Here is a 21,262-nt window from a genome sequence, read left to right as displayed (position 1 = left end):
TCCATATGTACCGCAATATAAAAGACTATATGAACGTCTAGGGAACAAACTGCTTGTTCGCTCCCTAATCATTGTATCTCAAATAAGCAATTAGCGCTGCTCGATTGGGATATACTTCGCGTTTACCGGTCCAACGTAATCTGCACGCGGTCGAATCAGGCGGTTATCTTGATATTGCTCAAGGATATGTGCGCTCCAACCAGACACGCGGCTGATCGCAAAGATAGGCGTAAACAGATCGCGTGGAATTTCAAGCGTTGTATAAACGGAGGCGGAATAGAAGTCTACGTTAGGCTTCAATCCTTTTTGTCCCGTTACCAGCTCTTCGATTTTGACGGACATTTCATAAAGCTCCATATTTCCCGTCAATTTGCCAAGCTCACGCGACATTTTTTGCAAATGCTTCGCACGTGGATCGCCGTTTTTGTAAACGCGGTGTCCAAAGCCCATAATTTTGTATTTGTTCGCCAGTGCGTTGTTAATGAAGCTCTCAACGTTAGCTGCAGAACCGATCTCCTCGAGCATAACCATAACAGCTTCGTTCGCGCCGCCGTGAAGAGGACCCTTCAATGCGCCGATAGCGGACGTTACGCCCGAATAAATGTCCGACAACGTTGCAACCGTTACGCGTGCAGCGAAGGTAGAAGCATTCAGCTCATGGTCTGCATGCAGCACAAGCGCCTGGTCTAGCGCTTTAATAGCAACTTCAGCCGGCTCTTTGCCAGTCAGCATATATAGGAAGTTATAAGCGATCGATACGCCTTGCTTAGGAGCAACAGGCTCTAAGCCTTGGCGAATACGCGCAAATGCAGCAATAATCGTTGGAAGCTGTGCTTGCAATTTAATGGCTTTCACTTGGTTCGCTTCTGGAGACATATCGTTAGCCGAAGCATCGTACAAAGCTAGGCTGGAGACTGCTGTCCGAAGAGCAGCCATGGAATTTGTATCTTTTGGATATAGCTTAATTTGGTCAATTACGCCTTGGGGTACTGCCGCAAATTCGTCCAATTGCTTCTGCAGACCGTCAAGTTCAGAACGAGTTGGCAATTTTCCGTACCACAGCAGATAAGCGACCTCTTCAAATGTAGCGTTTTCAGCGAGATCGTCAATATCGATACCGCGGTAGGTCAGTACGCCATCAATAATCGAGCTGATGGAGGACGCCGCGGCGACAATTCCTTCCAAACCTTTAGTTGCTGTCATCGTTCTCTCTCCTTTAACATGGGATTCGTTAACAATAAAAGGGATTCGTTTTGTACCATCGCCTTTAATCATAAATGATTTCGGCACCGAAGTGAACAAATACGGACATAAAAATGCTTTATCGGCATCATTAATATTTTTTTCGCTTATTATTTCACCACATCGTACCATAGGCTCCAGCAGCATTTTTCCCTATTCGCTCTATTTTTAGCCGCAGCATAAACTAATTTTACAGAAACGAATATAGTGGTAAAATGTCATATAGAGAACAAAACGAGCAAAATTCGCTGTACTTGGAGGCGCTACATGACTAAACAACGCATCGGGATTATTGACATAGGCTCCAATTCAGTCCGGCTTGTCGTATACGAGAGGACAGCTAATGGTGCTCATCGTGTGGCGGATAGCAGCAAACGGCCTGCCAGATTAAGCGAACGTATTGACGAAGACGGCTGTCTTCCACTTTCAGCGATCGACGAGCTCATAGACACGCTGAACCATTTTACCATGATTTGCACACACAATCATACAAGCAATATTCGAGCAGTCGCTACCGCAGCTATTCGAAACGCTCATAACCGCACAGAAATACTAGGTAGGATTAAAGCAGAAACCGGCTTAACCATTGAATTGCTTTCCGGTGAGGATGAGGCTTCCTATGGGTTTTTAGGGATGATCAATTCCCTGAATATCAAAGACGGACTCCTTATTGATATTGGCGGAGGAAGCACCGAGCTTTCGCTATTTCGCAACCGCGCGCTCGTTCGCTCCGTGTCCTTCCCATTCGGATGCGTCAGCCTCAATAAACGTTTTGGCGCCAAAGGCATGCTGCTCGATGAGGAGCTAAAGGCGCTTGAAATGCTCGTCACTGAGGCCGTGAAAAATGAGCCTTGGATTGGCGAGTTGCCTGGACTGCCGTTAGTTGGCGTCGGAGGCACCGTGCGAGCGCTCGGCAAAATGCATCAGGCTGCCTACAAATATCCATTCCCTCAAACGCATAATTATCCTGCTACGTCCGAGCACGTGGATGAGCTGTTTCATCAAATGCGTAAGCTTCCGCTCGACAAAAGGCGCAAGCTGCCAGGCTTGTCCAAGGAACGCGCAGACGTAGTTGTTCCTGGCGTCGCCATTCTTCGTGTCTTGTTTCGTGCTGCGAAAGCATCTTACTACCGCATCTGCGGTGCAGGGCTGCGGGACGGCTTATTCCATGCTACTCGATTTCCGAATCACCCCAAGCTAGATGACGTGCTAAAATACAGCCTGACGAATTTGAGTGCTCTTCATCCTGAAGCGCCTAAGCAGCATGTGATGCAGGTGAACCGCATTGCGCTCGAGATATATGATGTGCTCCATTATGAACACGCTCTGCCTTCGCAGACCAGAGTATTGCTCGACACCGCCTCGCAGCTGTTCCGAATCGGAGCTTCCATTGATTATTACGAGTATGCTCGGCATTCCTTCTATCTGATTATCAATTCCCAATTGAACGGACTTACTCACCGGGAAATGATCATGACCGCCGCCATCGCTTCATACAAAAGCAAAGGCCGGGCACGTCAGCATATATCCGAATATAAAGAGCTGCTGAACGATTCCGACCTTGATATTATTTATAAGCTGGGAGCTTTGCTGCAATTGTCTGCCGCCTTGGATCGCGGGGAGACACAAGCCATTGCGCAGTTGAATGTCCAGCTATCAGGCAACCAACTGCTGCTTCGGCCCGTTCAGCCCCGAGGAACGCTTGACGTAGAACGCCGCGAGGTCGATGAGCTTGCAGCCGAATTCAAAAAGCTGTGGGCGTACACGCCGAGCCTTGATTTTTCGGCTACGCACGTCCCTTCCACGACGATATAACCTTGGCTTCAAACTGGCTGCGGAACGGCTGCTTATCGACGCTAGAGATATGCTCATAAGTACCGTTCGGCTGCAGCTCACGCGCCTTCACGTTATCATCAATATTTAAATGAAGCATCTTAATCAATATTTGTCTAAGCGTTGGATCAAATACCGGACACATCAGCTCTATCCTTCTTGTGAGGTTGCGTGTCATCCAATCCGCGCTGGACAAGTAAACCTCTTCTTCCCCGCCGTTATGGAAGTACATGATTCTCGCATGCTCGAGGAACCGGTCTACAATGCTAATAACCTGTATATTTTCGCTTCGTCCCGGCACGCCTGGACGCAAGCAGCATACCCCTCGCACGATCAACACGATTTTCACACCGGCTTGCGATGCCTCGTAAAGCTTATCAATCATTTCCTGATTGGACAGCGAGTTCATTTTGGCAATAATACGCGCCGGCTTGCCTGCAATCGCATTTAAACGTTCGCGGTCGATCAAACGGTACAGCTTTTCTTTCAAGTCGGAGGGCGCAACGCCAAAGGCTTTCCATTCATAAGGCGACGAATAGCCTGTAACCTCGTTGAACAACGCCGAAGCATCGCCTCCGATAATCGGATGGGAAGTAAACAGCCCGATATCCGTATACAGGGTAGCTGTACTGTCATTGTAGTTGCCCGTTCCAACATGAACGTACCGTCGAAGCGTACCCTGCTCCCGCCTTACGACCAATAATATTTTGGCATGCGTTTTTAATCCAACCAAGCCGTATACGACATGGCAGCCTGCCTTCTCCAGCTGTCGTGCCCATGCAATATTCCGTTCCTCGTCAAACCTTGCCTTCAGCTCGACCACGACCGTAACCTGTTTGCCAGCCTCTCCTGCCTTGGCAAGCGCCTGAACGAGTGCAGATTGGCCGCTGACGCGGTATAAGGTCATCTTAATGGCAAGGACATCGGGATCATAGGCTGCCTGCATAACGAAATCATTTACTGCGTCGAACGATTCGTACGGGTGATACATCAGCACATCACGCTGGCGGATAACTTCGAACATATCATCCGTTTCGTCAAACTCCCGCGGGTAGACTGGCTCAAGCTTCTCGTAACGCAAATTATCATTGCCAGGAACGGCTCCTGCGAATTTCATCAAAAAGCTAAGATCAAGCGGTCCGTCAATCTCGAATAAATTATCTTCAATCTCCAGCTCTTCAGTAAGCATCTCAAGCGCATAAGGATGCATCCCCTTTGCTACTTCTAGCCTTACCGGAATGCCCCAGCGGCGCCTGCGCAGCTCTTTCTCAATCTCTTCCAGCAAATCCTCTGCGTCTTCCTCATTCAGCGTAATATCCGCGTCTCTTGTAAGTCGAAACGGATGAACCGAAAACGGAATATACCCATTGAACAAGGTATCAATAAATTGCTGGATTAAATCCTCAAGCAGCACAAACTCCGTCTTTTTGCTATTGATCCTTCCCGGCACGGGAACAAATCGCGACAATATAGAGGGTACCTGTACGATCGCGAACAACGGTTCGTCCTCCGCTGAATTACCTTCCTGCCTTAAGAGCACCGCCAAATATAATTCTTTCGTGTGAACGAGCGGGAAAGGTCTGCTTTGATCGACAGCCATCGGTGTTAAGACAGGAAATACGATTTCATGAAAATAGTCCGAGACTGCCTTCGTCTGCGTTACGTTAAGCTCTTCGAGCGAACGAATAAATATGCCTTCGCGGCTTAAACCGCGAAAAACTTCTCTGTATGTACGATATTGATCATTTACCATTTGTGTAGCACGTTTAATAAGCCTCTTCCAAAGTCCGGAAGGCGTATATCCAGTAAAGTCAGTTTTAGACAGGCCTGCTCTCATCTGCATTTGTATGCCTGCGACTCGCACGCTCATGAATTCATCGAGATTGCTTGTCACGATGGCTAGAAACTTTGCTCTCTCCAGCAGGGGATTGTTCGGGTCCTGTGCTTCTTGGAGAACTCTTCGGTTGAACTCGATCCAACTTAGGTCACGATTTACATAGTTGGACAAAAGCTTGGTCATTTCTCACGCCTCCTGAGTAATTTTGCGAAATTAACCTGCTTTTATAGCATACGCTTCAGTATGCCTATCAAGACTGCTGCAGGAAACGACAACGATCTCTTTCATTATGAAGCATAACTATTATTTCCATGTTAACCTTTTGTAAATATGACGTAAATATTAGAACCTTCCAATCTTAAAATTGCCATTTCTCATTCTTTTTTCAATCCAATGCAGCATCATTTGCCTATAAAAGGTTCTCGTTGCAGGAAGCAGTAGTGTAACGCCTACAATATCGGATAAAAAGCCCGGCATGAGCAGCAGTATGCCGCCCGCGAGCACGCATAAGCCATCCAGCAAGGTTTGTCCCGGAATTTGTCCGGCCTGCATTTGGCGCTGTGCTTCGCCCCATACTCTGCGTCCTTCCGCTCTGGCCAAGTAGGCTCCGGCAAGTCCCATCACAATAAGAATAAAAAACGTATTCCATCCGCCGATCCAGCTGCCCATCTGAAAAATACCCCAAAACTCAATAACGGGTACGATAATAAAAACCGCCAACAGCCATTTGTACATAATTGGACCTCCTAAAAAGTTGCATAGCGAAATCGCTTCTTAAGGCTTTACTTCGATTGCGAAGCAATTTGCTTCAATAACGTACGCTCACTTTGCGAAGGAAAGCTTTCTTAAATAGTATAAGCTCACTTTGCAAAGGCAAGTTTACTTCAATAGTATAAGCTCACTTTGCAAAGGATAGCTTTCTTAAATAGTATAAGCTCCCGTTGCGGAGTCAAGTTACTTCAATAGTATACGCTCACTTTTCGATGGTAGGCTCTCTTCAATAGTATAAGCTCACATTGCGATAGCAAGCTTACTTCGTAAGCAGTAAGTTAAATAATTCGGGCATCACTTTATTAAGGCGGGCGGGCTGCCAAGAGGCATTCACCCAAACATGCTTGGTACCGCCTTCGACGAGCAATTCACCAGGCAATTGATCGCTACCGGCAAATACTCCTGCTTCGAACTCTTCTTTCCCTACCCTTCTTACCTGCGATTCAAAAGTTACCCGCACCGGCGTGCAAGCTCCAATGCGCGTGCACACAATGACCATATCGTCATAGCGAGCAGGCAAGATGTAGCGGCATTCCAAATCAACAACAGGAAGGAGCAAACCATTGGCTTCAATTTCTTTATAGCTATATCCCGCGTTTCTTATCCATTCTGTACGTCCAATCTCGAACCAGGTTACATAATTCCCATGAAACACAACACCCATCTGATCTGTTTCCTGATACCGCACACGCAGCGGATGCGTAAACCAGCTAGCTTGTGTAAGCATGATATCCCTCCTAAGCATAATTTAACCATATCACTGTAAAGCATGTTGAATTAACAAAAAGCGACGGTGAGATCACCATCGCTTTCGCCTGATTCTTATCTAATTGTTAGAAAAGCACCTTTATGCTTAAAGGACTTTAGATTGGCCGTGATAAACAACGCCTGTTTCACCATAGATGGTAACTTCCATGCCATCTTTAAGCAATTCGGTTGCGTTCGCAATGCCAAGAATAACCGGAATTCCAAGGTTAAGGCCAACAACCGCCGCGTGGCTGGTAATGCCGCCTTGCTCAGTAATTACCGCTCCTGCTTTCTCGAAAGCAGGCATATATTCTTTGTCTGTCGATACCGTAACCAAGATCGAGCCTTGAGTCGTTTTTGCGATGGCTTCTTCCGGTGTACGGGCTACAACGATTTTACCGATAGCTGTTTGGCTGCCGATACCTTGTCCTTGGGCGAGAAGTTCACCGATGTGGTGAATTTTGATCAGGTTTGTTGTACCCGCACGGCCAACAGGAACGCCCGCCGTAATAACAACCGTATCGCCAAGGTTTAGGAATCCAGTGCTCATGCCGCCTTTAACTGCGTTTTCGAACATTTCGTCCGTTGTATCCGCATCAGGACCAAGAACAGCGAATACGCCCCAGATAAGGGATAGACGGCGCAATACCTTCTCGTCAGTCGTAACCGCGATAATCGGTGCTTTAGGCTTGTATTTCGATACCATACGAGCAGTAAAGCCGCTTTGCGTCGAAGTAATGATCGCTTTCGCTCTCAGATCAAGCGCCGAGTTTGCAACCGCTTGGCTGATCGCTTCCGTAACGGAAGTTTGCTGCGCGTTTGCTTGCTTCGTGAACATTTCACGGTATTCCAATGCCGCTTCTGCACGCTCAGCAATACGAGCCATTGTTTGTACGGATTCAGTCGGGTAACGTCCCGCAGCTGTTTCACCGGACAACATAATCGCATCTGTACCGTCAAAAATCGCATTGGCAACGTCGCTCGCTTCTGCGCGAGTTGGACGAGGATTGCGCTGCATGGAATCAAGCATTTGCGTCGCTGTGATAACAGGCTTGCCTACGCGGTTGCCTTTTTTAATCATATTCTTCTGAACGAGTGGAACCTCTTCAGCTGGAATTTCTACGCCAAGGTCGCCGCGCGCTACCATCAAACCGTCAGAAACCTCAAGAATCTCATCAAGGTTGTCTACGCCTTCTTGGTTTTCGATTTTGGAAATAATTTGGATATGTCCTGCATTATGACGCTCCAAGAGCTCACGGATCTCAAGCACGTCGCTTGCTTTACGCACGAAAGAAGCTGCAATGAAATCTACGCCTTGCTCGATTCCGAATACGATATCATTCGCATCCTTCTCGGTAATACCAGGCAAAGAAATCTTCACTCCAGGTACGTTAACGCCTTTTTTGCTTTTGATTGGACCGCTGTTTACGATGCGGCACAAGATTTCAGTTCCTTTAACCTCTTCTACCGTCAAACCGATCAAGCCATCGTCAATGAGAATGGTTGAGCCGATGGATACATCATTTGGCAGGTTGTTGTAAGTAATGGGAACGCGATTGCGATCGCCTAGAATTTCCTCAGTCGTCAACGTGATCGTGTCGCCTTGGTTCAATTCGATAGGCTCTTCTTTCAGCTTGCCTAGGCGGATTTCAGGTCCTTTTGTATCAAGCAAAACCGCAACTGAAGTGCCTAGCTCAGCATTTGCAAGGCGGATGTTCTTGATACGGTTGCCGTGCTCTTCAAAATCTCCGTGGGAGAAGTTAAGACGGGCAACGTTCATTCCTGCATGGATAAGTTTCTTTGTGTTCTCCAACGATTCGCTGGATGGACCGATTGTACAAACGATTTTTGTTTTGCGCATGTTAAGTTTCCTCCGTAAATTGCCTGATATTCTATACTATACTGACACGACACTCCACTGCTTGTACAGCGAAATAATCAATTTTACATATAATTTACTGAATGGTCGGTGTTGCCACCTGTGTCTGAGCGGAGGTTTGCTCCGTATCATCAACCAATTGAGCTTGATTGCTATCAGCAGTCTGCTCGTTTGAAACGTCAAGCGGCTTCTCCGCAATTTTGAAATAACCGACTTTCCGGAACTTATTATAGCGGTCCTCGATCAGTTCTTCGGCAGTCAAAGGGAGCAGCTCCTGCAAATGCAGCCACAGCTTATCCTTGATTTGCTCTGCTTGATAGGCCAAATCCTTATGCGCACCGCCCTGAGGCTCTGGAATGATATCTTCAATAATGCCGAACTCCAGCAAATCCTTAGCTGTGATCTTCATCGCTTCAGCGGCTTGATCCGCTCTTGAAGCATCCTTCCAAAGTATGGATGCCGCACCATTCGGAGAAATGGCACTATAAATAGCGTTCTCCAACATAAGTACGCGGTTGCCGACGCCTAGTGCAAGTGCGCCGCCGCTGCCGCCTTCACCGATAACAATACATACGATAGGCACGCCGAAGCCTGCCATTTCCCGCAAATTGCGCGCAATCGCTTCTGACTGGCCGCGTTCTTCGGCAGTTTTGCCTGGATAAGCCCCCTTCGTATCGATGAAGGTAATAATCGGGCGCTTGAACTTGTTAGCTTGCTCCATAAGGCGAAGCGCCTTGCGGAAGCCCTCGGGATGAGGACTGCCGAAGAAACGAGCAATATTCTCGCGGGTATCCTTGCCACGTTGATGGCCGATGACGGTTACCGGGATGCCGTTCAGCTTGGCTAGTCCCCCCACGATTGCAAGATCATCAGCAAACAAACGATCTCCATGAAGCTCCATATAGTCGGTAAACACCGTTTGAATGAAATCTAGTGAGGTTGGACGCTGATGATGACGCGCCATGTGCATTTTTTGAGCTGGAGACAGCTCGCTGTACAGTTCTTCCTCCAGTTGTTTGCACTTCAGCTCAAGGCCGCGAATCTCTTCGGTGAAGTCAATTCCCTTCTCCACGCTTAAGGTCTTCAGCTCCGTAACTTTCTGCCGCAAATCATTCAACGGTTTCTCGAAAGGCAGCTCACCCGCCATAGGATGTTTCCCCCCTTGCGACATGCATATCAAGCAGCTTCGTTAGCGTAGGCTTCATATCTTTTCGGTGAACGACTTTGTCCAATTGGCCGTGCTGCAAATTAAACTCAGCCGTCTGGAAATCGTCCGGCAGCTTCTGCCGTATGGTCTGCTCAATGACAATCCGTCCGGCAAAACCGATCAGCGCGCCAGGCTCGGCCAAATTGTAATCGCCCAAGCTTGCAAAGCTTGCCGACACCCCACCTGTAGTAGGATCGGTAAAAATCGAAATAAACAAACCACCTGCGCCTTGAAATTTCGAAAGCGCTGCGCTTGTTTTGGCCATTTGCATTAAGCTGATTATACTTTCTTGCATCCGGGCGCCGCCAGAGGTCGAGAAAATAAGAAGCGGCAGCTGTTTGGCGTGAGCCGCTTCAATCGCTCTCGTTATCTTCTCTCCAACGACAGATCCCATACTACCCGTAAAGAAATCAAAGCTCATTACGGCTACAACAACCGGAAAACCGCCGATCAACCCTTCACCTGTGATGACAGCCTCGCGAAGACTCGATTTATTCTTCTGCTGTTCCAGCTTGCCAGCATAGCCAGGGAAGTTAAGAGGATCGACAGATTCCATGTCCGCATCGTATTCTAGCAAATGTCCTTCATCGAGCGTTAATGCAATACGCTCCAATGCCGTCAGTCGGAAATGATGCCCGCAGGAGGAGCACACCTTCAAATTTTTCTCAAGCTCTTTGCTGTACTGAATGGTGCCGCATTTGGAGCACTTATTCATCAAGCCCTCAGGAACCTCGCGCTTGCGCGGCTCCGATGGTATGGTCGCATACTTCTTCTTCGTAAATAGATCCTTTATTTGCACGTGTGACACCTCTCAAGGCGCAATAGTATAAAGCTATCCATCATAAAGGCCTCATTATGGAGTTAAATACTTCCTGTACTTCCTCCAACTCGCCTGATGGAACCAGTATCTCGTATTGCTGTTTGGACAGATTGACAGAGCGGATTTTCACCAAAAATCCTTCCTCCGTTAGCCGCTTCTTGATGTTATCTGCGATTTTAGCTGTTGGTGCGATATAAATGACCGTCCACATCATGGTACCTCCTGAAAACTTTGCTTCCGCAAAGCTCACTTACTAAGCATAGCTATCCCGGTAACAGGCCATATGATCTCACAATGATACCATAGTCATGGCGAATCCGGCAAATCATATCGGATCGCTTTCGGGTCCTGATGCGCAATTCTGGCCGATGCAGCAGCGGCTAATCCGGCAACCAAGTCATCCAAAAACACATGAATGCGCTCGCCTTTCACATTCAATTGACGAATAATACCGGGTTTTACTTTATCCAAATATCCGAAGCTCGTCAATCCAATCATGCCATAAACATTCGTTATGCCAAGCGCCAGCGTCTCATCTACGCCATATAGCGACTCGTCCGTTTCCATGATCGATTGCAGAGGCTCGGGCAATAATTTGCGTTCTGCCAGCTCATCCAGAGCGATTCCCGTATACATGACATATTGAACCTCGCGCTTGTCGAGCACTGCTCTTACGCTCTCCTCGCATTCTTCCATTGTTAAATCAGGATTGTAGGGACGCTGCAGTGTATAAACGATTTCGGATACATCATCGATTGATACCCCTCGTTTTAAGAGCCACTTCTCGATTCCTATCATAGGACTCATCCCTCCCGTAACTGCTTGTACGTCTATCTTGGAAACATTAGCGTGAGTAGATGGCATTGTCCTATTGATCGAGCTCCTCTAGGAAAAGCTCCATTGCCATCGTCACATGTATCTCTAAACATATGCACATACGAGCCCTGACGTGCATAAGAAATACTTTTGTTTGCAAGATCGGGAGGGAGCTTATTTCACAACGATAGTCCCTTGTCCTAGCAGACTCTCAACTGCAGCAATTAGCTGCGTGGACGGTTTAACGCGGTAGCTGTCGCTAAGCGCAATCGATTTCTGACCTTTTTCATAGAATAATACGGTAGCGAGCTGGCCGGAGTAGCTTGCGAGCAGCGCTTTGAGCTGATCTAATATTGCCGGCTGCTCCTTTTCAGATACGATTTTAATATATATGCGCTGCGGCTTTCGATCTGCAGGTGGAACCACGCCTATCTTCCCGCCATTATTAGCTCCTGCATCTCCGTGTTCAGCTTTTGAACCCGGATTGCTGCCTGAGGGTTGTTGATTCCGGTTTGAATAAGCTGTGCTCTGTACGGTTCTCCCTGAAGAAGCAGCGCTCCCACTCGCACGTGATGCCCGCGCCTTCGCCTGCTTCTGCAATCTGGCTACTTGCTCTGCAAGATCCATTCCCCCAGGCTCAATCGGCACGCAATCCTCCACGAGCAGCTTATAATCGTCATCCTGCTGTTGAACGGTAGCTTGTACAATAGCCAGCCCGCCCTTCGTAAGCTTGCTGCCGATCCGCTTCCATATCGTAGGAAAAACGACAGCTTCAACCCGCATAATCCGATCCTCCAGCTCGATGAAGCCCATCGAAAGGCCTTTCTTATTCGTGAATGGCTTGATAGACACAACCATAACGCCGACAATGGCAATTGTTCCATCCTTTACATCGCTAAGCTCAAGCAGCCGGTCAAGGCCGAGTGACGAGAGCTGCTGCTCCGCCGCATCAAGCGGATGTCCAGATAAATACAAGCCAAGCAGATCGCGTTCGAAATCCAATTTCTGTCCCGTCGTATACGGCCGGATATCCGGAAGCTCGACATCCCAGTTCTGGATTTCATCCAATCCGAACATTTCGATCTGCAGCTCTTCGCGTTCCTTGCGCCATTTGACTGCCGTTTCCACCGTTTCCTCAAGCGCTGCAAGCAGCTGGGCGCGGTGTCCCGGCAGTGTATCGAAAGCTCCTGCTTGAATGAGTGATTCCAGAACCCGTTTGTTCACGACTCGCAAATCCACCCTTTGGCATAGATCAAGCAAGCTCTCAAAAGGCCGCTCGCCGCGCTCCTTCAAAAGCGCTTCAATCGCCTGCGTTCCAACGTTTTTGATTGCTGCAAGGCCGAATCGAACAGCCTTATCCGTTGGTGCAAAGGAAACGCTGCTTTCATTGACGTCAGGGGGCAGCACTTCAATGCCCATACGGCGGCATTCGTCCACGTATTCGGCCGTCTTGCGCTGATTCCCGGTAACCGAAGCCAGCATGGAAGCCATGAAAGGGATCGGATAGTTCGCTTTGAGCCACGCCGTCTGGAAAGCAAGCACGCCATAGGCCGCGGCATGTGCGCGCGGAAAGCCATAATCGGCGAAACGAACGATCATATCGTAGACCAGATTCGCCTCAGCTGCCGAATACCCTTGGGCTATGCTCCCTTTCACGAAGTGAGCACGCTCCTCATCCAGCACCTCCCGCTTTTTCTTAGAAACGGCGCGGCGCAGAAGATCGGCTTCGCCCAAAGAGAATCCCGCCATCAGGGATGCGATCTGCATAATCTGCTCCTGATACACAATGATTCCGTACGTATCCGATAGAATCGGCTCGAGCGAGGGATGCGGATACTCCACCGTAACCAGGCCGTGCTTGCCTTGAATGTATTTCGGAATAAATTCCATAGGTCCTGGACGGTATAGTGCAAGCACCGAGACAATATCCTCGAAATCCGTTGGTTTCATTTCTTTGAGCACTCGCCTTACGCCAGCTGACTCTAGCTGGAAGATGCCAGTCGTATCCCCGCGGCTGAGCATCGCATACGTCGCGGGATCATTATCGCTAATTGTATGAAAATCGATAACCTTGCCGTGCTGCTCCTTCACCGCCTTTAGCGCGCGCTCTAGAATAGAGAGGGTGCGCAGGCCGAGAAAATCCATTTTGAGAAGCCCAATAGCTTCTAAATTCTCCATCGAATATTGCGTAAGCGGTATTTGCTCGCTACCTGCTTGTATAGGCGTATAGTTCGTAAGCGGCTCTTGGGAGATGACAACGCCCGCAGCATGCGTAGAGGCATGCCGAGGCATGCCTTCAACCTTAACGGCCATTTTCAACATGCTCGCTGTTCGGGGCTGCCGCTCGCTTGCCTCACGAAGCTCGCTGCTCAAACGCAGCGCTTCATCCAGCGTAATCCCCAATTGGTTAGGGATAAGCTTAGCTGCCCGGTCCACCTCTTGGAATGGGACGTTCATCGCTCGCCCTACATCCCGAACGGCAGCCTTTGCCGCCATCGTTCCGAAGGTAATGATTTGGGCGACATGCTCATCTCCATATTTGGCTGCCACATATGCGATAACCTCATCGCGGCGCTCATCGTTGAAATCGATATCGATATCAGGCATCGAAATCCGTTCAGGATTTAAGAAACGCTCGAACAACAGCTTGTATTTCAGCGGATCGACATCCGTGATGCGCAGCGTGTAGGCAACTAGGCTGCCCGCAGAGGAGCCGCGTCCGGGGCCTGTTCGAATCCCTCTTTCGTGAGCGAAGCGAATAAAATCCCAAACGATCAAGAAATAATCGCTGAATCCCATCTTGTCGATGACGGACAGCTCATATTCAAGGCGCTGTTCCGCTTTTTCTCTGAATCCGGCCTCATCTGCCCATTCCGGCAAGCCCGCATATCTTGCCGCCAAGCCGTCTTGGCATAACGCGATCAAATAGTCCGAGGAGCTCATCCCTGCCGGCACCGGCCGAAATACCGGAAGCGCAGCACGCCCAAGCGTCAGCTCCAACTCGCATTTATCCGCGATCTCGACTGTATTCGCAATGGCTTGCGGCACATGCCTGTACAGGAGCGCCATCTCTTCCGTGCTCTTCAAGTACATCTGGTCTGAAAGCATGCGCAGACGACCTTCATCCTCCGTCGTTTTGCCTGTACCGATACAAATAAGCACATCCTGCATCTCAGCGTCCTCTGCCTGCAAGTAGTGAACGTCATTCGTTGCTGCTAATTTAATTCCCGTGGCGCCTGCCAGCTTAATCATATCCGCATTGACCTTCTTCTGATCCAACAAGCCGTGATCTTGCAGCTCCAAATAGAAATCATCGCCGAAAATCTCTTTATAACGGAGTGCGCTTGTTTGCGCTTCCTCTATTCGATCATGCAGCAAATGCTGCGAAATTTCGCTTCCAAGACATGAACTAAGGCAAATCAAACCTTTAGAATGGCTTCGCAATACCTCAAAGTCTACGCGGGGCTTATAGTGAAAACCTTCCAAATGACCGATCGAGCACAGCTTCATCAAATTCCGGTAACCGGTTTCGTTTTTGGCAAGCACGATCAAATGATAAGTAGGATTGTCCTTCCGCGCTCCCTTCTCAAACCGTGAGCCTGTCGTCATATAAAGCTCGCAGCCAATGATCGGTTTAATGCCATTCGCCCGACACGCTTTATAAAAAGGAATGGCTCCATACATTACGCCGTGGTCAGTCAATGCCAGCGCCTTCATGCCAAGCTCCGCTGCTCTTGCTGTAAGGTCACGGATTCTAGCTGCGCCGTCAAGCAGGCTATATTCGCTATGAACATGCAAATGTACGAAAGATTGTTCGTTCTGACTGCTCATCGCATCCGATCCTTTCCGCTTCGTCCAAATAAGTTAACTCTATTTTATCATAATCACAGTGGACACGCCCATAGAATGGTAGCAGGGCGTACGGCGCAGACTGTCGTGATCCAACATTCATAATCATGGAGGGATATAGATGAGCTACTTCTTGTCCAAAGCAGGGCTTGATTTCTTTATTGCATTTGGCGTTGTCATTGGGGGGGCTACGCTTGCGGCGATCGGTTCCGTCTTCATGCTTCTTCCTCCGGCGACAACCATGCTCGACACGGCTGCAAGACTGAAGATATGGGCGATCGTTGCCGCCATTGGCGGCTCGATCGATCCTGTCCGCGTCATCGAAAGCAATATTATGGAGGGGCATTTGTCTCCTGCGGCGCAGCAGATTTGTTTTATCATCATCGCATTTCTTGGGGCGCATTTAGCAACGGAGCTCGTTCGTTTAATATGCAAAGGAGCCGCGTAAGATGCGCTTGCCGCCGTTTGAAAGGTTTGTTAGAGGATTGCAGATGGCTGGCGTTCTGATATTAGGCATGATCATTGGCGCCATTATATACAATTCTATCTTTATTGCGCGTTTCGAGGCATTAATCAGCTTGAAGAGTGAGCTTGAGGTAAAGCTGGAGCAATATGAGCAGGATATGAAAAATTTAAATGAATTTAAGAATCAGCATACGGTTATTAAGAGCCTTCTGCCGCGCATCGAGAAGGAAGCAGGACAGGACTCTAAGCGGCCACGGCTTGACAAGGTTACGGAAGCGGAGCTTATTAAGCGAATTAAAGCGGATCTCAAGATTTTCATAGGCAGAAGCATTTATGAGATCGATTCTGACGCAAGCTTGGCGCGCAGCCTGCTAGAGCAAAAAGTATATTTGGATGTATACAATAAAGATTACACGATCGAAATGAAAACGGTTCTTGTCGTAGACAATGTTCTACAGCTATGGGTTGAGGTTCGGGGCTATACAAAGCCGCCTGCATAAGCAAACGTCCTTCATTCGTGATACAATAGTGCTGACTATTCGCGAAAAATGGCTGTTAGAACATCAATTAAAGGAGCTGCATGGCTTGGATCAACTTCTGCAATGGGTGCTCGTTCCGGGCATTCTTATTACGCTTGTGCTTTCAGCAATATTCAGCTTCAAATCCCGTCGTGCCTCAGATGCGAGAACGAGAGGCCTGTTCTCTGCGCGAATGAATATAAGCATGGGCATCATGCTTATGTTTATCGCACTGGTACAGCTGTTCCTGTCTGGAGAGTCTACGCTCCGCATCGTTATTGGCGCAATCTTCTTGGTCATCGGCGTCTTCAATCTATTCGCCGGGCTCCGCAACCTTGGCGCGTATAGTGCCTCCAGGCAATAACCGCTAATCAATAGGGATCAATCATTTGGGCCGTCATCATCGCTTTGGCGGCCAACCCCTTGGCATCCTTAACCTCAATCTCAAGCTTCGTAAACTTCCGGCTCATCTCAAGCGCCCTCGGTATAATCGTCACTTCGCTATCGATCTGCACCGGTCTCACGAAATACGTCGTCATGCTCTCCAGCAAATAATCCCGCTTGGCTGTCTCTCTAATCATTCTGCGAGCCGCTTGTGTCATAAGCGTTGCGAGGAGACCTTCCGACACCATGCCTAACGCTCCTGACATTTGAGGGGTAATCGTACCCTTGTAGGCTAAGCCCAGCTCGTCTTGCCCTGCTGCGCTCACGTTTGCCGTTGCCATAAATCCAGTCCACATCAAATCCTCGAAGGTTTCACCTGACTCGGGCTGTTTTCCTGCAAATCGCATCGCATCCAGCACCTCCTGCCTCGTAACAACACCGAGAAGCTTGCGGTGCCGATCCACGATGGGCAGTAAATCTATGCCCTCAGCCGCCATCGTATGGGCAGCAGAGGTGACAGTTATATTGGGAGCTGCCGTTATCGGATGTTTCGTCATCACTTTATCGATTGTACCATCCTCGGGCGAGCCAACTGCATCCTTAGCTGTCATCATGCCTACGACCTTGCTGCGATCATCTACAACCGGGAACCGAGAGTAGCCCGTATCGCGCGACAGTCTGTGGAACTCTATAATGGATTGTCCCATTCGAAGCACGTCAGCCGGCTTGCTGAATGTTACAATATCTTCTATCAGCATAATCTTGCGTTTGATAAGGCGGTCATACATCGCTCTATTAATCATCGATGCTACGGTGAACGTGTCATGCCTTGAAGAAATAATCGGAAGCACGCGGTCATCTGCCAGCTTGATAATTTCCGCGCTTGGCTCAAAGCCGCCGGTGATGAGAACTCCTGCTCCCTCTTCAAGCGCGCAGCGGTGGGCTCCGATTCGGTTCCCTACGATAAGCAGGCTCCCCTCGTCAATGTAGCGCAGCATGGCGTCAAGCTCCATCGCTCCTATGACGAATTTGTGCAGCGACTTATCAAGCCCTGCTGCTCCGCCAAACAATCTGCCCTCAACGATCTCGGCTACTTCCCCGAACGTCAGCTGGTCTAACGCCTCTCTGCGCTTACGGTCGATTCGAACCGTTCCGATCCGCTCTTTCGTACTGACGAGCCCCGAGCTCTCCGCTTCCTTGAACGCCTTGTATGCTGTCCCCTCGCTTACGCCGAGCACCTTAGCGATGGCTCTAACTGATATTTTCGTCCCAATCTTTAGCCCTTGAATATAATTTAGAATCTGCTCATGCTTCGTGCTAGTCTCATTTCCCGGTATGATTGGAGCCAATTTGTATCCTCCGTCCAACTTGCCATCTTAAGCTCCTATTATAAGTGAAAGAACGGAACAAGTCATGTCTGCGCCTTCTGTACGGAGTTAAAGCTGCCATTGAAGCAGAACCCGCTCCACCTTCAACTTCCCGTCAACAAACTGTTCGCCGGAGCGCTCGAACCTCCATTTGCGAAACAGCTGTTGGATCGTTTGTGCATTGATCGAATCCTCTGCGCCCGACATAATAAATGCCTGCCAGTCGTATTCGATCGGAAGCGGATAACGCAAGGATTGAATCGGATGTTGATCATATTCAATCACTTGCACCGGAATCTCTTCATAAATATTAGAGAATAAGAATGAGCTATGCTCGCTATATGGCCTAGAGATTGGGTCCGATTTCAGATCAAGCACATATTCTACGATTTGGGTATGGGGATTCACGCGACAGCTGAAGGAACCGCGGGCTGTTACTGCTTTATCCACGCGATGAGACAAGCGATAGGTAAACTGAACCAGGAAGGGGACATTATTGTAATACGCGCGAACTTTTCTGAAAAACTCGAATTCATCAACCATGGTGCAACCTCCTCGCATCAACCATTTGCCCTATGTTATCCTATCATCAATATCCGAATTGGTAAATTGATCCTTAACAGGTAATCATAATAATAGAATGATACTTTTTTACACAATTATAGTAAAGAGCCCACCTTTTAGTCAATGACTATAGTAACTTTTATTATTATGCTCTATAGAACGTTGTTGATAGAGTACTAAAGTTTTATCGTTAGGCTGAGGTGAAATCATGAGTGAAATCGCGGGGCTTGTTGGAGAAAACATTCGTCAATTGCGCAAAAAAAGAGGCTTCAGTCAGGAGCAGCTCGCTTTGCGTGCTGACATAAACGCATCCTATATGGGTCAGGTTGAGCGCGGCGAGAAAAATCCAACCATTGATGTGCTCGGCAAAATTGCATTCGCGCTTCAAACGCCGTTGGAAAAGCTCGTTGACGTCGTTTCCTTATCTGACCCTTCCCAAGAACCTCTGGAGGATGAATATGCGACAAAAGTAGTTCATCAAATGAACGGTCTCAGCTTAAAGGAACAGGAAGCCATCTACCGTTTCGTTAAGCAGCTCGTGCAATTTAAAGAGATTCAATAAAGATTCAATAAACGAGAATAATAGGAATACGCATATACAGAAACAGGGGCTGTCCAATCGTCATCATTGATGTCGATTGGACAGCCCCTGCTATTGCATGCATTGAAAGATTCGTCACCCGCGCTTATTTCCAGCCTTATTCGACCAGTTCAAGCTGCAATCAGCCTAACCCCGCGCTCTTCTCGAAGCAGAAGCTTTCTGAATGAGCTTTTGTTCCCATAGCAATGCCTTCGCCTTCTTTATGCGAGCCAGCTCTTTCCGCTTCTCTTCGCCCATTAGTAGCGCATTGATATTGGCAATGATAATTAATGATGCGAACACGAGCCATACCAGCCCAAATACGCTCAACAAGCTCCATGGCGCGCTCAGCTCCAAACGCGGAAATGCATATACGAGCATCGCAAGCGCAATAAGCAAATACAATACGTGACGTCCTTTTCCTGAAAACATTTAAGCACCTCCATCGGGTTGTATACGTCCAAGTCTACTTGTCCGCATAACCATTCTATGAAGGAAGGACAGGTTATATGACTGCCGTTAGTCCACGATTGATTTCAGCACGTCAGACATGATCCGATTCACATCCTCGAAAACCACTGCAAAACGGCGTTCGGCATCCAGCAGCTTAGCGATCAGCGGATTAAGCGCAATCACCTCGTAAAGGGCGTTCATCTTCTCCATATCCGCTGCTGAAGGCTCTTCTCCAGCCATCATTTTCTGCTGCAGGAACGTTTGGCGTTCACGAAAATCGTCCAGCATCCCCTTTGCTTCGGGATCCGCTTCTGCTTCATCCTTAGCTAGCTTCAGCAGCTTGGCCTCCTCGCACTCCTTGAGCACCTTCGCTAATTCATAAGCTTTGTCATAAACATTCATTCGTATCACTCCCATTCCTTGTTCCCTAATAATCTAGACTCTTTTTCGATTCACAAAGGGATAGATGTCCTCATATGATGAAGTAATTCGTGTAAAACACCCATAGACCGCTGTCCACTTATCGTCACCTCCTGCTTGGAAGGAGATTTATGATGCTCAAATCGAAAGTAGCCGTACAGGTGATCAGCTCCGGCATGCTTCCGGAAGATACGCTCATGCTTGGCGAAGCTCAAGTGAAGCAGTGGAAAATCCCTCAAGGCCAACATATCATCTTGAAGTTCGGCGCGTTTCGGCAGCATGTGAAGATCATCCCCGTCGCAAAGTATGACGGAATGAGAATGAGCCAAAGCTTAGCCAGACTAATGGGAATAACAAGCGGCACCGCTGTACGGCTGCAATACAAAGCCAGTACAGCGACGCTTGTTCTGGGACCTTTGATCGGCGTGCTAGTCAGCCGTGATTACCCGCACTTGCCGGATAAACCCTTTGGTTCCATTACGATGTTCTGCAGGGAGCTTGTTGAAGCCTGTACGGCGCAAGGCGCATACGTTTATTTTTTCACGCCAAACCAGATCGGCCCCAGTCTCGATAATATCGACGGCTGGATTTATTCAGACGGTTGGCGCAAGGTCACGATGCCGGTCCCCGACGTCGTCAATAACCGTCTAACCACTCGGAAACTGGAGAATAGACCCAGCGTACAACATTTCATGAAGGAAGTAAAACTGAAGCATCAGACGACCGTTTTCAACGAAAAGTTTTTGGATAAGACCGAGGTTTTCGACGCGCTCAAAAAGGATGAGACATTGGTTCGGTATTTGCCGGAATCCCATTTGCTTCGCAACTTCACGATGCTGAAATCGATGTGCTCGAGGTACAGCAACGTGTTCCTCAAACCCGTTCGCGGCAGCTTGGGGAAAGGGATCATACGGATAACGCGGCTCGAAACCGGCGGCTACCAAGCGATGTATGCAACCGCAGCCGGCACTCGGAAGCAGCCCTACACCAGCCTTGTAAAGCTGTTCTCTACCATCTCGGTCAAAATGAAAACCGTACGGTATCAGATTCAGCAGGGGCTGCAATTGATTGAAATCCAGAAGCGGCCGGTTGATTTCCGTGCTCTCGTCCAAAAAAATGCAGCAGGGAAATGGACGATCACATCCATCGTTGCACGAACAGCAGGAAACCACCATTTCGTCTCCAATTTGGCGCGCGGCGGGACGCTCAGCACGGTAGGCGAAGCTGTAGCGAAGTCCAACCTGCAGGCCGGGGTCAGCAGACAGGATGCTGCACACCGACTCCAGCAAGCTGCGCTGAATATCGCACGCGGCGTCGATACGCAAATTCCGGCTCATTTCGGGGAACTTGGCATCGATCTTGCCATGGATACAAGCGGACGTGTGTGGCTGCTGGAAGTCAACTCCAAACCGTCCAAAAATGATAATACGCCGCTGAATGACAACAAAATCCGTCCGTCTGTCCGCATGATGATCCAATACTCCAGATTTTTATCAGGCTTTTAACGGAG

The 21,262-nt window shown here is 48.7% G+C and carries 20 protein-coding genes; 6 read left to right on the top strand and 14 right to left on the bottom strand.

All coding sequences use genetic code 11. The annotated features are described in order from the left end of the window. Positions 1–90 precede the first annotated feature (90 nt). A complete protein-coding gene (gene citZ, locus FHS16_RS00715; RefSeq protein WP_183557492.1) occupies positions 91–1,203 on the bottom strand; it encodes a citrate synthase in 1,113 nt (370 codons plus the stop codon). Positions 1,204–1,509: 306 nt separating this feature from the next. Between citZ and FHS16_RS00710 the strand changes: the two genes are divergently transcribed. Continuing rightward, entirely contained in the window at positions 1,510–3,057 is a 1,548-nt protein-coding gene (locus tag FHS16_RS00710) for a Ppx/GppA family phosphatase (protein ID WP_183557489.1), read from the top strand. On the opposite strand, the gene ppk1 is transcribed toward FHS16_RS00710, so the two are convergent. From ppk1 to FHS16_RS00665, 9 genes are all read right to left on the bottom strand, one after another. Further along, positions 3,029–5,095: a polyphosphate kinase 1 gene (gene ppk1 / locus FHS16_RS00705; RefSeq protein ID WP_183557486.1), complete on the bottom strand. Its 2,067-nt coding sequence runs from the start codon at positions 5,093–5,095 to the stop codon at positions 3,029–3,031. The genes FHS16_RS00710 and ppk1 overlap by 29 nt on opposite strands. Positions 5,096–5,254: 159 nt before the next feature. After that, positions 5,255–5,647, bottom strand: a complete 393-nt coding sequence (locus tag FHS16_RS00700) for an FxsA family protein (protein ID WP_183557483.1) — start codon at positions 5,645–5,647, stop codon at positions 5,255–5,257. A gap of 295 nt (positions 5,648–5,942) precedes the next feature. Next, complete coding sequence (locus FHS16_RS00695; protein WP_183557480.1) at positions 5,943–6,410, bottom strand: acyl-CoA thioesterase; 468 nt, start codon at positions 6,408–6,410, stop codon at positions 5,943–5,945. 126 nt (positions 6,411–6,536) lie between these two features. Further along, on the bottom strand, positions 6,537–8,291 hold the full coding sequence (gene pyk / locus FHS16_RS00690) for a pyruvate kinase (RefSeq protein ID WP_183557477.1): 1,755 nt from the start codon (positions 8,289–8,291) through the stop codon (positions 6,537–6,539). A 94-nt stretch (positions 8,292–8,385) separates the two neighbouring features. Beyond that, a complete protein-coding gene (locus FHS16_RS00685) occupies positions 8,386–9,456 on the bottom strand; it encodes an acetyl-CoA carboxylase carboxyltransferase subunit alpha (RefSeq protein ID WP_183557474.1) in 1,071 nt (356 codons plus the stop codon). Continuing rightward, on the bottom strand, positions 9,446–10,315 hold the full coding sequence (gene accD / locus FHS16_RS00680) for an acetyl-CoA carboxylase, carboxyltransferase subunit beta (protein ID WP_183557471.1): 870 nt from the start codon (positions 10,313–10,315) through the stop codon (positions 9,446–9,448). Before accD ends, FHS16_RS00685 begins: the two co-directional genes overlap by 11 nt. Before the next feature lie 40 nt (positions 10,316–10,355). Continuing rightward, positions 10,356–10,547 (bottom strand): hypothetical protein, encoded by a 192-nt coding sequence (locus FHS16_RS00675; protein ID WP_053374720.1) that lies wholly within the window; start codon positions 10,545–10,547, stop codon positions 10,356–10,358. 95 nt (positions 10,548–10,642) lie between these two features. After that, on the bottom strand, positions 10,643–11,134 hold the full coding sequence (locus FHS16_RS00670) for a phosphatidylglycerophosphatase A family protein (protein WP_376769640.1): 492 nt from the start codon (positions 11,132–11,134) through the stop codon (positions 10,643–10,645). 192 nt (positions 11,135–11,326) lie between these two features. Further along, on the bottom strand, positions 11,327–14,983 hold the full coding sequence (locus tag FHS16_RS00665) for a DNA polymerase III subunit alpha (protein WP_183557465.1): 3,657 nt from the start codon (positions 14,981–14,983) through the stop codon (positions 11,327–11,329). A 139-nt stretch (positions 14,984–15,122) separates the two neighbouring features. Between FHS16_RS00665 and FHS16_RS00660 the strand changes: the two genes are divergently transcribed. The 3 genes from FHS16_RS00660 (at position 15,123) to FHS16_RS00650 (ending at position 16,348) form a co-directional block, all read left to right on the top strand. Next, positions 15,123–15,449 carry a YtrH family sporulation protein gene (locus FHS16_RS00660; RefSeq protein WP_183557462.1) on the top strand — a complete coding sequence of 109 codons (327 nt, stop codon included), beginning with the start codon at positions 15,123–15,125 and terminating at the stop codon, positions 15,447–15,449. Between the two features lies 1 nt (position 15,450). After that, positions 15,451–15,966 (top strand): sporulation membrane protein YtrI, encoded by a 516-nt coding sequence (locus FHS16_RS00655; protein ID WP_183557459.1) that lies wholly within the window; start codon positions 15,451–15,453, stop codon positions 15,964–15,966. An 85-nt stretch (positions 15,967–16,051) separates the two neighbouring features. Next, on the top strand, positions 16,052–16,348 hold the full coding sequence (locus tag FHS16_RS00650; protein ID WP_183557456.1) for a YtpI family protein: 297 nt from the start codon (positions 16,052–16,054) through the stop codon (positions 16,346–16,348). Between the two features lie 7 nt (positions 16,349–16,355). Here FHS16_RS00650 and FHS16_RS00645 read toward each other — a convergent pair whose 3' ends face one another. Continuing rightward, positions 16,356–17,708: a DRTGG domain-containing protein gene (locus FHS16_RS00645; protein WP_312890760.1), complete on the bottom strand. Its 1,353-nt coding sequence runs from the start codon at positions 17,706–17,708 to the stop codon at positions 16,356–16,358. Between the two features lie 96 nt (positions 17,709–17,804). After that, positions 17,805–18,278 (bottom strand): hypothetical protein, encoded by a 474-nt coding sequence (locus FHS16_RS00640; RefSeq protein WP_183557453.1) that lies wholly within the window; start codon positions 18,276–18,278, stop codon positions 17,805–17,807. Between the two features lie 229 nt (positions 18,279–18,507). On the opposite strand from FHS16_RS00640, the gene FHS16_RS00635 reads away from it, so the two are divergent. Beyond that, entirely contained in the window at positions 18,508–18,861 is a 354-nt protein-coding gene (locus FHS16_RS00635) for a helix-turn-helix domain-containing protein (protein WP_183557449.1), read from the top strand. Between the two features lie 165 nt (positions 18,862–19,026). Here the strand turns inward: FHS16_RS00635 and FHS16_RS00630 are convergent, their stop codons facing one another. Both FHS16_RS00630 and FHS16_RS00625 read right to left on the bottom strand, forming a co-directional pair. Continuing rightward, the gene (locus FHS16_RS00630; protein ID WP_183557446.1) at positions 19,027–19,311 is read right to left on the bottom strand and encodes a hypothetical protein; all 285 of its coding nucleotides are present in this window, start codon (positions 19,309–19,311) and stop codon (positions 19,027–19,029) included. Positions 19,312–19,398: 87 nt separating this feature from the next. Continuing rightward, the gene (locus FHS16_RS00625) at positions 19,399–19,734 is read right to left on the bottom strand and encodes a YlbF family regulator (protein ID WP_183557443.1); all 336 of its coding nucleotides are present in this window, start codon (positions 19,732–19,734) and stop codon (positions 19,399–19,401) included. A gap of 152 nt (positions 19,735–19,886) precedes the next feature. Between FHS16_RS00625 and FHS16_RS00620 the strand changes: the two genes are divergently transcribed. Further along, entirely contained in the window at positions 19,887–21,257 is a 1,371-nt protein-coding gene (locus FHS16_RS00620; protein ID WP_183558456.1) for a YheC/YheD family endospore coat-associated protein, read from the top strand. The last annotated feature ends 5 nt before the right edge of the window (positions 21,258–21,262 follow it).

The sequence above is a fragment of the Paenibacillus endophyticus genome, assembly GCF_014192395.1.
Taxonomy (GTDB): domain Bacteria; phylum Bacillota; class Bacilli; order Paenibacillales; family Paenibacillaceae; genus Pristimantibacillus; species Pristimantibacillus endophyticus.
This window is presented reverse-complemented; position numbering and strand designations above follow the sequence as displayed.

What these genes read in the sequence shown, in the direction of transcription:
- pyk (WP_183557477.1), bottom strand. Translation starts at nt 8,291, where the DNA reads ATGCGCAAAACAAAAATCGTTTGTACAATCGGTCCATCCAGCGAATCG.
- FHS16_RS00695 (WP_183557480.1), bottom strand. Translation starts at nt 6,410, where the DNA reads ATGCTTACACAAGCTAGCTGGTTTACGCATCCGCTGCGTGTGCGGTAT.
- FHS16_RS00660 (WP_183557462.1), top strand. Translation starts at nt 15,123, where the DNA reads ATGAGCTACTTCTTGTCCAAAGCAGGGCTTGATTTCTTTATTGCATTT.
- FHS16_RS00700 (WP_183557483.1), bottom strand. Translation starts at nt 5,647, where the DNA reads ATGTACAAATGGCTGTTGGCGGTTTTTATTATCGTACCCGTTATTGAG.
- FHS16_RS00685 (WP_183557474.1), bottom strand. Translation starts at nt 9,456, where the DNA reads ATGGCGGGTGAGCTGCCTTTCGAGAAACCGTTGAATGATTTGCGGCAG.
- FHS16_RS00630 (WP_183557446.1), bottom strand. Translation starts at nt 19,311, where the DNA reads ATGTTTTCAGGAAAAGGACGTCACGTATTGTATTTGCTTATTGCGCTT.
- FHS16_RS00655 (WP_183557459.1), top strand. Translation starts at nt 15,451, where the DNA reads ATGCGCTTGCCGCCGTTTGAAAGGTTTGTTAGAGGATTGCAGATGGCT.
- FHS16_RS00710 (WP_183557489.1), top strand. Translation starts at nt 1,510, where the DNA reads ATGACTAAACAACGCATCGGGATTATTGACATAGGCTCCAATTCAGTC.
- FHS16_RS00675 (WP_053374720.1), bottom strand. Translation starts at nt 10,547, where the DNA reads ATGTGGACGGTCATTTATATCGCACCAACAGCTAAAATCGCAGATAAC.
- FHS16_RS00640 (WP_183557453.1), bottom strand. Translation starts at nt 18,278, where the DNA reads ATGGTTGATGAATTCGAGTTTTTCAGAAAAGTTCGCGCGTATTACAAT.
- FHS16_RS00620 (WP_183558456.1), top strand. Translation starts at nt 19,887, where the DNA reads ATGCTCAAATCGAAAGTAGCCGTACAGGTGATCAGCTCCGGCATGCTT.
- FHS16_RS00635 (WP_183557449.1), top strand. Translation starts at nt 18,508, where the DNA reads ATGAGTGAAATCGCGGGGCTTGTTGGAGAAAACATTCGTCAATTGCGC.
- FHS16_RS00670 (WP_376769640.1), bottom strand. Translation starts at nt 11,134, where the DNA reads ATGATAGGAATCGAGAAGTGGCTCTTAAAACGAGGGGTATCAATCGAT.
- citZ (WP_183557492.1), bottom strand. Translation starts at nt 1,203, where the DNA reads ATGACAGCAACTAAAGGTTTGGAAGGAATTGTCGCCGCGGCGTCCTCC.
- FHS16_RS00625 (WP_183557443.1), bottom strand. Translation starts at nt 19,734, where the DNA reads ATGAATGTTTATGACAAAGCTTATGAATTAGCGAAGGTGCTCAAGGAG.
- FHS16_RS00665 (WP_183557465.1), bottom strand. Translation starts at nt 14,983, where the DNA reads ATGAGCAGTCAGAACGAACAATCTTTCGTACATTTGCATGTTCATAGC.
- ppk1 (WP_183557486.1), bottom strand. Translation starts at nt 5,095, where the DNA reads ATGACCAAGCTTTTGTCCAACTATGTAAATCGTGACCTAAGTTGGATC.